Source organism: Streptomyces sp. NPDC005004, assembly GCF_053600675.1.
This window is the reverse complement of the sequence record NZ_JBSGAH010000003.1, coordinates 147,460-159,399: the sequence shown is the minus strand read 5'-3', so window position 1 is coordinate 159,399 and position 11,940 is coordinate 147,460. Positions and strand designations below refer to the sequence as shown.

Here is an 11,940-nt window from a genome sequence, read left to right as displayed (position 1 = left end):
GTCGAGTGGGCGGCGGCGGGGCGGGGCGGGCGCGGAGGCCGGGTCATCGGTAGCGGCCGTCGTCCAGCAGGGTGTATCCGGTGGAGGCGCCGGCCTTCTGGCCCGGCCTGATCCAGTGGGCCAGCGCCGGGTCTTCCGGGATCCGGTACTCGGTGACCTTCATCGAGGAGACCTCCCGTAGGAGGCCCGGGGGCAGGTCATAGGTGACGGAATGCAGGATCCTGGTGCTGCCCTGGAAGGTTTTCGGGGTGCCGTGGAAGCCCGCGTCCGGGTACAGGGTGACCTGGTCCTTGTAGCCGACGGAGATGCTGGCGATCGTGTCGTTGCCGATGGTGGCCTTGAGGGCGTCGATGTCGTAGTTGCCGCCGAGGAAGTGCCAGTTGTTGCCCCGGCAGCCGGGTTCGGTGTAGACGGTCACCCCGTCGCGTGGCCCGCTCGGGGCGATGCGTGCCGCCAGCCGCCGCTCCTTCTCGCGGTCGGCGTACCAGGTGTCGGGGGTGACCGCCATCTCCGCGGTCGTGGGCCAGCGCAGGGCGACGAGGTAGGGGGCGAGGGTCCCGGGGTGGGCGAGCTCGAACCGGTACGTGTCCGGGCCGTAGCCGGCCGCGTCGCTCTGCTCGGGCGAGGTTGCCCGGGACGCGACGCTCGGGCCCCGTCGTTCGTCCTCGGTCAGCGTGTCCCACTCCGCCAGGACCAGCAGCGGCCCGAGCCGGGGTGCGGCGGCCACCTCCGCAACGGTCTTGTCCGCGATCTCCTTGTTGGACAGCGCCGCCTTCCCCCCGGCCCACGCCCGAAAGACGCCCTCGAAGCGCATCAGCTGGATGGCATCGGCCAGTTGGCTGCCGGGACCGTCCTGGGCGAAGACGGCGAGTCCGTCCGCGAACATCGGGTAGTCCTTGCCGCCCGAGTGGCAGCTGTTGGCCGCGGCGCAGACGGCGACGCCCTTGGTCGCCGCGTCGTCGGAGGACATCGGCGTGCTGTTGCTCGCGTTCCCCTCTCCCCACAGGTTCGGCTCGTAGGGGGCACCGTTGAGTAGTGCGCCGTCCATGTGCATCACCCTCTGCCGTGCGCCCGCCGGGAAAACCCGGGTTGCGCGTCGACCGTGCTTTCCCGCGGCGCCGCCAACCGCCGCGCCGCCCGTCACGCCACCGCGAGCTTAGAGACCACACCGTCCAGTTGGACGTACACCGCCAAGAGTGTCGGACCGATCCACTCCGCTGGGTGAATGGGCTGGGGGGTGCTGGATGGCGGTACCGGCTGGGGCGGATTCCGGAGGGGCTGTCCCTGGTGGGGGGCCTCAGTCGCCGTGGGCGACCGTCTCGGGGCCGGCGTCGAGCGCATCGAGCACTGCGTCGCCGTTCGCTCTCGCCCACTCGGTCAGCATGTGGATCGGATCGATCAGTGTCGCCCCGAGCGGGGTGAGCTCGTACTCGACGCGGGGCGGCACCTCGGGGTAGGCGTGGCGGCGGATGAGTCCATGCGCCTCGAGCCGTCGAAGCGTCTGGGTGAGCATCTTGCGGGAGATGCCGCCGATCAGCTCGATCAGCCGGCCATGGCGCACCGGGCCCCTGCTGAGGCCGTAGAGCACGACCACCGTCCACTTGTCGGCGATCAGCTCGACCGCAAGACGCGCCGGACAGTCGGCGAGAAAGCAATCCCCGGGACCGAAACCGCTCATGGCGCCAAAGGTACCTGCCGGTTCCTGTCGGATTCGTAGCCTGGGTCCTCTCCCCTTCCCAAGCCAGGAGAGTCATGCGAGTCATCACCCAGCAGACGCTCGGCGGTCCCGAGGTGCTCACCATCGTGGACGCGCCCGAGCCCCTGCCCTTTCCGACCGAGGTCCTCGTCCGCGTCAAGGCGATCGGGCTGAACCCGCTGGAGGCGCGCCTGCGCGCCGGCGAGTTCCCGCTGATCGGCCAGCCGCCGTTCATTCTGGGCTGGGACATCAGCGGCGTGGTCGAGGAGGCACCGGGGACGTGGCGGTTCCGGCCCGGTGACGAGGTGTTCGGGATGCCGCTGTTCCCGCGGGCGGCGAGCGCGTACGCCGAGGTCGTGTCGGCGCCGGCGTTGCACCTGGCACACAAGCCGGCGTCGCTCTCGCACGTCGAGGCGTCGGCGCTGCCGGTCGTCGGGCTGACGGCGTGGCAGGGCCTCGTCGACCTCGGCGGCGTGAGGGAGGGCGACCGCGTCCTGGTCCACGGCGGTGGTGGCGGGGTGGGCCACGTCGCGATCCAGATCGCGAAGGCACTCGGCGCTCACGTGATCACCACCGCCGGCGCAAGCAAGCGGAAGTTCGTCGAGGGGTTCGGCGCCGACGAGGTGATCGACTACACGGCGGTCGACTTCACCGAGGCGGTCCGCGACATCGACGTCGTGCTCGACACGATCGGCGGCGACACCGTCGAGCGGTCCCTCGAAGTGCTCCGCCCGGGCGGTCACCTGGTGACGGCGGTCGCCGAGGAGGATGTGGAGCTCATCGCCAGGTACGAGGCGGCCGGTATGCGCTTCAGCGGCATCGCGGTCCAACCCGATCCGGTGGCCCTGCGCGGTCTGGTCGAACTCGTCGAACAGGGCAGGCTCCGGGTCCACGTGCAGGAGACGTTCCCGTTCGAGCGCGTCGCCGACGCGCACCGGCTGCTCGACGGCGGTCACCTCCAGGGCAAGCTCGTCCTCACCGTCTGATCCCGTCGTGGGGCCTCGCGAAAACGGGGCCCCACTGAGGGCCGCCGGCGACGGCCTCGTACACCCCGACGGCCGCGACGGCGGTGCCGCTGGTGAGAGGAGTGGGGCGACGTGTACGGCGATGTCGGTCCACCACGTAGCGGACCGCTCGTGTCCGCCGGGCCGCTCAGGGAGCGGTCATGACCGTGAAGTCCCACGGCCGGGGCCCGGTGCCGTCGTGCCAGGCACTCAGTTCGTCGCCGTTCACGCACAGTATTCCGCACTGTTCGGCGTATTCGAGGGCGGGGGCGGTGAAGTCGCTCGTCGTGACGACCACGGCGATGTCGGCCTCGTGGACGGTGAAGCAGGTGCCGCCGAACCGCTGGAGATCCTGCGAGCCCACCTTGTTGGTCTCGGCGTAGCGCTTGCACTGGACGATCAGGCGCCGCCCGTCCGGGGTGACGGCCGTGACGTCGGCGCCCAAGTCCCCGGCCCCTCCGACCACTTCGACGTCCCCGCAGCCATCACGCAGGCACAGGTCGGCCACGGTCCGCTCGAAGGCGTCGGGGTCGAGTTCGGAGCAGTCCACCGGCAGGTCGAGAACGGCGGTGGCCTCCTCCCCCGCTGCCGCCGCCGGGCTGGGCGCCGGCGGCGCCTCCGGGCGGAAGGGGCCGGCACCGTACCCGGAGGCCGGTTCCGCCGCGCCTGCCGGGCACTCGACGGCCGGTACCGCCACGGCCGCCGCCGCGCCCCTGACGTCCTCGGCAACCGCCATGCCGCGCACGCCCTCCGGCGCCGTATGGCGCATGTCGCGGAGGCTGTCGGACGCGGTCTCGGCCGCGGCCTCCAGCGCCTCGGCCGCGCGGCGCGCGCATCTCGCGGCGGACAGCCTGCGCCACCGGGACCGGGAGGCGAGCAGGGACGCGACGATCAGTACGGCGAGCAGTCCGGCCCATTCCGGGCGGCGTTCGACCATGCCCATCGCGAGTCGGGCCACCGATGCCACGAGACACAGGACGAGCGCCAGCAGGACGAAGAACAGCGTGGTGGTACGGAGGTCGAACCGCCGGTCGCGGTACAGGCGTGGGTCGCGTGGTGCGGGTACGGTCATGCCGGTCTTCCCCTCCCGAGAACGAAGATCGTTCATGTCCTCGTTCCCAAGATCACCGAATTCACCGGCGGGGAGGGGGAAGACCCGTCCCGCAGCGCCGATACATGAGTGGGCCGCCGCCGAGCCGGGCGATCAAGCAGTTGCCTCGACGTGACCGCCGCTGGCCACTCCGTCAGAACGGACCGTGGAGCTCGCCCAGTTTGTCGGTCAGGCGCAAGTTCTCCGAGTAGTCGACGGGGCAGGCGATCACCGAGACCGTGTCGTCGTCGAGGGCACGGCGTAGCACGGGCAGGAGTTGAGCGGCGGTTTCGACGGCGTAGCCGCGTGCGCCGAAGCTCTCGGCGTACGCGACGAGGTCGGGGTTGGTGAACCGGGTGTGGCTGTGGCGGCCGAGTTCGAGTTCCATCTTCCAGGTGATCAGACCGTACTCCTCGTCCACCAGGACGAGGACGACCAGCGGAACGCGTTCGCGGACGGCGGTCTCCAGTTCCTGGGAGTTCATCAGGAACGAGCCGTCACCCATCACCGCCAGCACCCGCCGGTCCGGCCGGGCCAGCTTGGCGGCGATGGCACCGGGCAACGCGAAACCCATCGTCGAAAGGCCGTTGGACACCAGACAGGTGTCCGGTTCGTATGTGGGGTAGAGGCGGGACATCCACATTTTTCCCGCCCCGGTGTCGGCGAGGACGATGTCGTGGCGGTCCAGGGCGGCCCGGATGTCGTGCACCACGCGCTGGGGCACCAACGGGAAGGCGTCGCTGTCGCGTCCGTACCGCAGCTCCTCGTCGAGCAGCGCGCGGATCTTCGCGCTGCTCGACGAGGAGCCGCGGTAGGCGAGTCCTTCGGGCAGCGCGGAGGCGAGGGCGTCCAGAGCCTCTGACAGGTCCCCTTCGACGCCCACGGCGACCGGGTAGTGGCTGTCGACTTCGGCGGGGAACCGGTGCACGTGCAGGATCCGTTTGTCGCCGTTCGGGTTGATCTTGACGGGGTCGAACTCCTGGACCTCGTAGCCCACACACACCAGCACGTCGGCGGCGTCGAAGCCGAAGTTGCCGTAGTCGTGGCGCATGAAGCCCACTGCGCCGAGGGCGTTCGGGTGGTCGTCGGGGAAGACACCCTTGCCGTGGAACGTGGTCGCGACCGGGATGTTCAGCCGCTCGGCGAATCGAACCAGAGCGGCCGACGCCCGGGCCCTGGCGGCGCCGTGGCCCGCCAGCACGATGGGATTGCGAGCCGAGACAAGCACCTCGGCCGCCCGTGTGATCTCGGTGGGTGAGGGTGCGTCGGCGCGCACCACGTCGATCTGCAGGGGTGCGAGGGACTCCGCGGGACGTGCGGCCTCGATGTCCTCCGGCACGGCCAGGAACACGGCTCCGGGCCGTTCGCTCTGCGCGGTCTTGAATGCCTTGCGGGTCATCTCCGGCACCGCGTCCGGACACTCGATCCGGGCAGCCCACCGGGTGACCGGAGCGAACATCGACACCAGGTCGATGACCTGATGCGACTCCTTGTGGATTCGCCGCAGCGCCCCCTGCGCCGCGAGGCTTACCACCGGCGCACTGTTGGTCGTGGCGTCCGCGGTGCCCAGCAGCAGGTTGATCGCGCCGGGACCCAGCGTCGCCGAGCACACGCCGGCCTGGCCGGTCAGCCGCCCGTAGATCTCCGCCATGAACGAGGCGGCCTGCTCGTGGCGCACCAGGACGTACCGGATGCCGGAGCCGTCCAGCGCGTCGACGAACCGGATGTTCTCCTCGCCGGGAATCCCGAAGACGTACTCCACCCCCTCGGCCCGCAGGCAACGCGCCAACAGGTGCGCGACATCCTCCACAGCCGACGTGTTCTGCGACCCGCTCTCGCCCTCTCTGCCCATGACAGGACGGTAGGCACGCCCTTCTGCCCCGGCCAGTCATCGGGGTCCGGCCGGGTGTCCCCGGTGGGGACCTCGTTCCGGGCTTCGGTCCTGGCCGCGGGCACGGCCGGAGCCGTTCGGCGGCGTTGCGCTGGCACCGGTCTCGTGCGGCTCGCAGGCTGGACCCGGATGTGAACGCGCCGTCGCACCGAGCGGCGGCAGGGCTTTGGGGAGGACCGTGTGACCGCTTCGCCGCCCGCCGACGCACCGCCGGCCGGTTACGACGACCTGCGCGCCCTGGTGATCAACTGCACCCTCAAGCGCTCCCCGGAGCCGAGCAACACCCAGGGGCTCATCGACCGGAGCACCGCCATCATGACCGGCCAGGGTGTGCACGTCGACGTCGTGCGCGCCGTGGACCACGACATCGCCACCGGCGTGTGGCCCGACATGAGGGAGCACGGCTGGGAGAGGGACGACTGGCCGGATCTGTACCGGCAGGTGATGGCGGCCGACATCCTCGTGCTGGCCGGTCCCATCTGGCTGGGGGACAACAGCTCCGTGATGAAGCGGGTGATCGAGCGTCTGTACGCTTGCTCCAGCCTGCTCAACGAGGCAGGCCAGTACGCCTATTACGGCCGTGTCGGCGGCTGCCTGATCACCGGCAACGAGGACGGCGTCAAGCACTGCGCCATGAACGTCCTCTACAGCCTGCAGCACTTGGGCTACACCATCCCGCCCCAGGCGGACGCCGGCTGGATCGGCGAGGCGGGCCCCGGTCCCTCCTACCTCGACCCCGGATCGGGCGGCCCGGAGAACGACTTCACCAACCGCAACACCACCTTCATGACCTGGAACCTGCTGCACCTGGCCCGGGCGCTGAAGGACCTGGGCGGTATCCCGGCCTTCGGCAACCAGCGCACCGCCTGGGACGCCGGCTGCCGCCACGACTACGAGAACCCCGAGCACCGATAGCGAATGGCGATGGGTGCGGTTCCTCCGGAGTGAAGGGTCGATCCGGGAGGACGCCGCTTGGGCCGTATACGGGGTTGCTCGTCGACGACGCGCCCCGTGCCTCTCGCTGGACTCGACAACCGTGAGCCGCGAAGAGGCTCCTCTTCAACGCCCGCGGACCGGCCAACTCACCCGAACCAGGCCGCTGTTCGAACCCGTCGGCCATGCGAGCGGAGAGGGAACAGGCAGTCGCGCCCTGTTCCAGCCGCTGCGCCGCATGGTCGTGAGCGGCTAGCACTCCGCTTCGTCGGGGGCGACGACGTCGCGCTGCGCGGTCTGGGCGACGCGGGCCAGCAGCGTCCGCAGTTGCTCGGTGTCCTTGGGGCCGAGGTCGGCGAGGAGGCGCGCTTCGGCGGCACCGAGGCTTTCGCGTACCTGCGCGAGGCGGGCGCGTCCGGTGTCGGTGATGAGGACCTGGCGGGCGCGCCGGTCGCGGGGGTCCGGCTTGCGGGTCACCAGATCGTGGGCTTCGAGGTCGTCGAGGAGGTAGGTCATCACGGTGCGGTCGAGACTCACCTCTTTGGCCAGAGCGAGCTGTGACGGCGGCTCGCTGCCGCCGGCCAGTGCGACCAGGACCAGGTAGCCGCGCGCTCCGCCGGGCAGGTCCGCGACCGAGTCGGTGGCGACGCGGCGGAACGCCGTGGAGACCATGCGGATCGCCCAGCCCAGGTCGGTGTCCAGCGCCCGGGATTCCGCCTCGGCGCGCGGCTTCTTGTTCTCGGACGCGGATGCACTCACCCGCCCATCGTACTACATACGCGCAACGACAGATGTTCTTGTCAACAGAACATCTGCGATGCATAGTGGATGCGGGAAGGGCGCCGGCGAGACCCATGCCGCGCGCCGAACACACGATGGCTAAGGAAGATCACCATGACCGCCAGCACCGCTTTGCAGGGCCGCACCGCACTCGTGACGGGAGCGACTTCGGGCATCGGCAAGGCAATCGCGCAGAACCTGGCCGGCCAGGGCGCGGACGTCGTCCTGCACGGCCGCGATCAGGCCCGGGGCGAAGCTCTGGTCAAGCAGATCGCGGCAGAGGGCGGCAGTGCCCGTTTCGTCGCCGCGGACCTCACCGACGCCGAGGACACGCTGCGCCTGGCCGCCGAGGCCGGAGCGGTGGACATCCTGGTCAACAGCGCGGGCCTGTACGAGTTCGCCCCGACCGCGGTGACCGACGCCGCGAGCTTCGACCGGCAGGTCGCGGTCAACACGCGCGCCCCGTTCCTGCTGGTCGGCGCGCTGGCGCCCGGTATGGCCGAGCGTGGCCAGGGCTCGATCGTGATCGTCGGCTCCAGTGCCGCCCGTATGCCCGCTCCCGTCGGCGCCGCCTACGGCGCCTCCAAGGCGGGTGCCGAGATCCTCACCCGCTACTGGGCGACCGAGTTCGGCCCGTCCGGCGTGCGGGTCAACACCGTCTCGCCCGGTCCCGTGCACACCGAGGGCACCAAGGCCATGCTCGGCGAGCACACCTCGATGCTGGACAAGGCCACCGCCCGTGGCCGCGCCGGAGACCCCGGCGAGATCGCCGAGATCGTCTCCTTCCTGGTGAGCCCGGCCAGTTCCTACGTCAACGGCGCCGTCCTGTTCGCCGACGGCGGCGAGCTCAGCGCCCTGCCCTCCTGACGAAGCCTCACCATGAACATATTCGTCATCGGCGCCACCGGCTTCGTCGGCGGCGCCCTCGCCCGGCACCTGTCCGCCGAAGGCCACACGGTCACCGGCCTGGCCCGTACCGAGAGCGCCGCCGCCACCCTCGCCTCCCAGGGCATCACCCCCGTGGCAGGCGACCTGGACGAGCACCGCCCCACCGTCGTCGAGGCGGCCCGGGCCGCCGACACGGTCGTCTACGCCGCACACGCCGGACCGGAACAGGAGACCGCGACCGTCCAGGACCTCGTCCGGGCCCTGACCGGCACGGACAGGACACTGCTCTTCCTCTCCGGCAACGGGGTCCTGGTACAGCGCACCGGGGGCGCCTGGAGCCCGGACGTCTTCGCCGAGGACGACCCGGTCACGCCCGAGCCCCTGGCCGCCTACCGCAAGGCCGCCGAGGACACCGTCCGGGCCGCCGCCCAGGACGGCACGCGTGCGATGGTCGTCCGGCCCGGTCTGATCTGGGGGCCCGGCGATCACGGCCACGTGTCGATGGTCTACCGGTCGGTCGCCGCGACTGGGGCGGCCTGTTACATCGGCGAAGGGCTGAACACCTACAGCCACGTCCACATCGACGACGTGACCCGCCTGTTCTCCCTCGCCCTGGAAAGGGGCCGGCCCGGCGGGCTGTACCACGCCGTGGCCGGAGAGACCCCCAACCGCTGGATCGCCGAACGCGTCGCCGCCGACCTCGGCGTCGAGACCCGCAGCCTCACCCCCCGGGAGGCAGCCGACGTGTGGGGCGAATTCGGCGCCCTCGTCATGGGCGTCTCCGGCCGCATCCGCGCCGTCCGCGCGCAGCGGGACCTCGGCTGGCAGCCCCAGCACACCGACATGCTGACCATGATCGGTGAAGAGCGCCTGCGCCGCCTGGCCGCCCCCGCGGGGTGACCACGGCTTCGCCACCGCACGCGTCACCTGCGGTGGCGGAGCCCCTCACCCCGATGCGCCTCGATACGGCCTTCCCTCAGCACGGCCTTCCCTCAGCGCACCTGCTCGACCACTTCCTCGACGAAGGGCCCCTGCCATGAGCACTGCCGACTGGCTTCCCGACGGCTTCACCGTGCAGCGGATCGACACCAACCACACCCGGCTCTCGGTCGCTGTCGGCGGCAGCGGACCGGTCCTGGTCCTGCTCCACGGCTGGCCCCAGACCTCGCGCGCCTGGGCTCGCGTCATGCCCGAACTCGCCCGGAACCACACCGTCGTCGCACCCGATCTGCGCGGCACCGGCGACAGCGACCGGCCCGAGGACGGCTACGCCAAGACCCGTCAGGCCGACGACATACGAGGCGTCCTCACCGGCCTCGGCCTCACCGGCCCCGTGGCCGGCCACGACATCGGCTCCATGGTCGCCTTCGCCTGGGCCGCCGCCCACCCCGAAGACGTCTCCCACCTGATCCTTGTCGACTCCCTCCTGCCCGGCCTCGGCCTGGAGGAGGCGATGAACGTCGCCGAGGGCGGCATGTGGCACTTCGGCTTCTTCATGAGCCCCCACTTTCCCGAAATGCTCTTCGACGGCCACGAACTGGAGTTCTTCACCGCCACGTTCACCGCCATGTCCAACCCCGGCACCTTCAGCGCCCACGACCTCGCCGCCTACGCCCAGGCGTACACGGGCCACGAACGACTCCGCGGCGGCTTCGAGCACTACCGCACCCTGCTGGCCGACGGCCGCGAGAACCTCGCCCTGCTCGCCGAGCGGAAGCTTCCCATGCCCGTCCTCGCCATCGGCTCCACCCCGTCCGGCACCACCAACGCCCAGGCCCTGGCTCCCCACGCCGACACCGTCCAGGGCGTGGTCGCCCCGACCGGACACTTCGTCGCGGAGGAAGACCCCGGCTGGTTCACCAAGACGGTGGCCGCCTTCCTCGCCTGACCTCCGGCCCACCCCCGTCCGCCCGGTCGGGTCGACCTCCGTGTGTACGTCCCTACTCCGAACGGGAAACCATGAACGCTGTCCTGTGGGTCGTCGCCGCGCTGCTCACCGCGGCCTTCCTCTTCTCCGGCCTCTTCAAGCTGGTCCTGTCCCATGAGAAGTACATCGCCGCCCAGGACTGGGCCGCAGGCGCACCGCGCTGGGCTCCGCACGCGATCGGCACGCTGGAGGTCCTGGGCGCGATCGGCGTGACCCTCCCCGCCATGGCCGACATCGCGACGGTCCTGGTCCCGATCTCCGCAACCGGACTGGCCCTCGTGATGACCGGCGCCGTGGCGATGCACCTGCGACGCAGAGAGATACCGGCGCTGGCACCCAGCGGAGCACTGCTGATCCTGGCCGTGACGGTGGCCTGGGGCCGGTTCGGACCCTACGCGTTCTGATGCGGAGCGCCGGGCGGCACGATCACGGTCGCGCCGCCCGTCGCTCCGTCAGCCCATGTCCGTCAGGAGGGCGTTCAGTTCCTTCTCCTGCTGCGCGGGCGGCATCGGCGGGTTCGAGTGATCGATGCCGAACGTCTTGAGCATCTTGTCCATCTGGGCGTCGATGGAGGTCCAGCCGGTCTGGTCGAGCGGCTGCAGCGAAGGCTGGTCGGCGTCCCACAGGTCACGCAGCTTCTGGGCGGCCGCGTGGGCCCCGGCCGCGTTCCCCGAGCGTGCGTCCTCGAGCGAGGTGGAGGCGAGGCTCTTCAGCGCGGTGACTTTGGCGGGCGGGAACTTCTTCACCGCCTGGCCGGGAGCCATGTGGACGGCGGAGGTGTTGTCCTCCTCCGGCGCCGGGCCGACGTGCGGCCGGCCATGGGCCCAGACCAGCAGGCCCGCGGTGGCGACGGCCAACAGTCCGAAGGCGGCCAGCGCGGTGCGCTCCCTGCGCGGGTTGCGGGTGACCGGTACGGCGTGGGTCGCCTCGTGGGTCTCGGTCACGTCCGAGCGCGTCACCGTCAGGTAGACCACCGTCGCCAGGATCAGCCCGAGGAAGATCAGGCTGGTGGTGAACGTGCCGAGCGCGAGACCGGTCGGCTCGCCCGGACTCTGGGCGACCTTGGGAGAGGCGAGCCAGTCCCCGATGTTCGCGCCCAGGGGACGGGTCAGGATGTAGGCGAGCCAGAAGGACAGCACCGGGTTGGCGCCGGACTTCCACAACAGCGTGATCGCCGCGATGAGTCCGAGCGGCAGCAACACGGAGACGCCCGGGCTCCAGCCGGTCAGCTCAAGAGTCCAGTCGCCGGTCGCGGTGCCGAGCGCGAAGGTGACGAGAACGGCGAGCCAGTAGAACGACTCACGTGGCAGCGTCGTGACCGAGTGGATCGACAGCGTGCGCTCCCGCAGCCACCACACGCCGAAGACCACCGCGAGCAGCACCGAGAAGACCGCGGAACTGATCCACAACGGCACGTTCATCTGGTCGGTCAGGATGTCCGTGTACAGGGTGCCCGTGACGCTGACAACGACCACGGTCAGCCAGTAGGGGAACGGAACGTACCGCTTCAGCCGCAGCTGGACGGCGAGGACCACCACGAACACCGCGGTGAAGATCCACGCCGTGTCGACCAGGCCGACGCCCAGTTTCATGTTGATCCAGTCGGCGAAGCTCTCACCGACGGTCGTGCAAAGGATCTTGATCGCCCAGAACCATATGGTGACCTCGGGAACCTTGTTGAGGAGGAGACGCCCGCTGCGCGCGCGTGCTTCCGTTGTCGTTGTCATGCGG

12 protein-coding genes are annotated in these 11,940 nt (G+C 70.5%); 6 read left to right on the top strand and 6 right to left on the bottom strand.

Annotated elements, in window-relative coordinates:
* Positions 1-43 precede the first annotated feature (43 nt).
* Together ACWEEU_RS05090 and ACWEEU_RS05085 are read right to left on the bottom strand one after the other, a co-directional pair.
* Positions 44-1,048: a hypothetical protein gene (locus ACWEEU_RS05090; protein ID WP_451728615.1), complete on the bottom strand. Its 1,005-nt coding sequence runs from the start codon at positions 1,046-1,048 to the stop codon at positions 44-46.
* Between the two features lie 249 nt (positions 1,049-1,297).
* Positions 1,298-1,678, bottom strand: coding sequence for a winged helix-turn-helix transcriptional regulator (locus ACWEEU_RS05085; RefSeq protein WP_451728612.1), 381 nt, complete (start codon positions 1,676-1,678; stop codon positions 1,298-1,300).
* 74 nt (positions 1,679-1,752) lie between these two features.
* On the opposite strand from ACWEEU_RS05085, the gene ACWEEU_RS05080 reads away from it, so the two are divergent.
* Positions 1,753-2,682, top strand: a complete 930-nt coding sequence (locus ACWEEU_RS05080; RefSeq protein ID WP_385751381.1) for an NADP-dependent oxidoreductase — start codon at positions 1,753-1,755, stop codon at positions 2,680-2,682.
* Between the two features lie 166 nt (positions 2,683-2,848).
* Here the strand turns inward: ACWEEU_RS05080 and ACWEEU_RS05075 are convergent, their stop codons facing one another.
* Positions 2,849-3,772: a restriction endonuclease gene (locus ACWEEU_RS05075; RefSeq protein WP_451728609.1), complete on the bottom strand. Its 924-nt coding sequence runs from the start codon at positions 3,770-3,772 to the stop codon at positions 2,849-2,851.
* Between the two features lie 172 nt (positions 3,773-3,944).
* A complete protein-coding gene (locus ACWEEU_RS05070; protein ID WP_451728606.1) occupies positions 3,945-5,642 on the bottom strand; it encodes an acetolactate synthase large subunit in 1,698 nt (565 codons plus the stop codon).
* 219 nt (positions 5,643-5,861) lie between these two features.
* Here ACWEEU_RS05070 and ACWEEU_RS05065 point away from each other — a divergent pair, with 219 nt between their 5' ends.
* Positions 5,862-6,596, top strand: a complete 735-nt coding sequence (locus tag ACWEEU_RS05065; protein WP_385740267.1) for a flavodoxin family protein — start codon at positions 5,862-5,864, stop codon at positions 6,594-6,596.
* 270 nt (positions 6,597-6,866) lie between these two features.
* Here ACWEEU_RS05065 and ACWEEU_RS05060 read toward each other — a convergent pair whose 3' ends face one another.
* On the bottom strand, positions 6,867-7,373 hold the full coding sequence (locus tag ACWEEU_RS05060) for a MarR family winged helix-turn-helix transcriptional regulator (RefSeq protein ID WP_385740270.1): 507 nt from the start codon (positions 7,371-7,373) through the stop codon (positions 6,867-6,869).
* A gap of 135 nt (positions 7,374-7,508) precedes the next feature.
* On the opposite strand from ACWEEU_RS05060, the gene ACWEEU_RS05055 reads away from it, so the two are divergent.
* From ACWEEU_RS05055 to ACWEEU_RS05040, 4 genes are all read left to right on the top strand, one after another.
* On the top strand, positions 7,509-8,261 hold the full coding sequence (locus tag ACWEEU_RS05055) for an SDR family NAD(P)-dependent oxidoreductase (protein ID WP_385740274.1): 753 nt from the start codon (positions 7,509-7,511) through the stop codon (positions 8,259-8,261).
* A gap of 12 nt (positions 8,262-8,273) precedes the next feature.
* Positions 8,274-9,182, top strand: coding sequence for an NAD-dependent epimerase/dehydratase family protein (locus ACWEEU_RS05050; protein WP_385740277.1), 909 nt, complete (start codon positions 8,274-8,276; stop codon positions 9,180-9,182).
* 136 nt (positions 9,183-9,318) lie between these two features.
* Positions 9,319-10,170, top strand: a complete 852-nt coding sequence (locus ACWEEU_RS05045; RefSeq protein ID WP_451728600.1) for an alpha/beta fold hydrolase — start codon at positions 9,319-9,321, stop codon at positions 10,168-10,170.
* 71 nt (positions 10,171-10,241) lie between these two features.
* Positions 10,242-10,613, top strand: coding sequence for a DoxX family protein (locus ACWEEU_RS05040; RefSeq protein WP_385740283.1), 372 nt, complete (start codon positions 10,242-10,244; stop codon positions 10,611-10,613).
* Between the two features lie 48 nt (positions 10,614-10,661).
* Here the strand turns inward: ACWEEU_RS05040 and ACWEEU_RS05035 are convergent, their stop codons facing one another.
* Positions 10,662-11,936, bottom strand: a complete 1,275-nt coding sequence (locus tag ACWEEU_RS05035; protein WP_451728596.1) for a COG4705 family protein — start codon at positions 11,934-11,936, stop codon at positions 10,662-10,664.
* Positions 11,937-11,940: the final 4 nt, after the last annotated feature.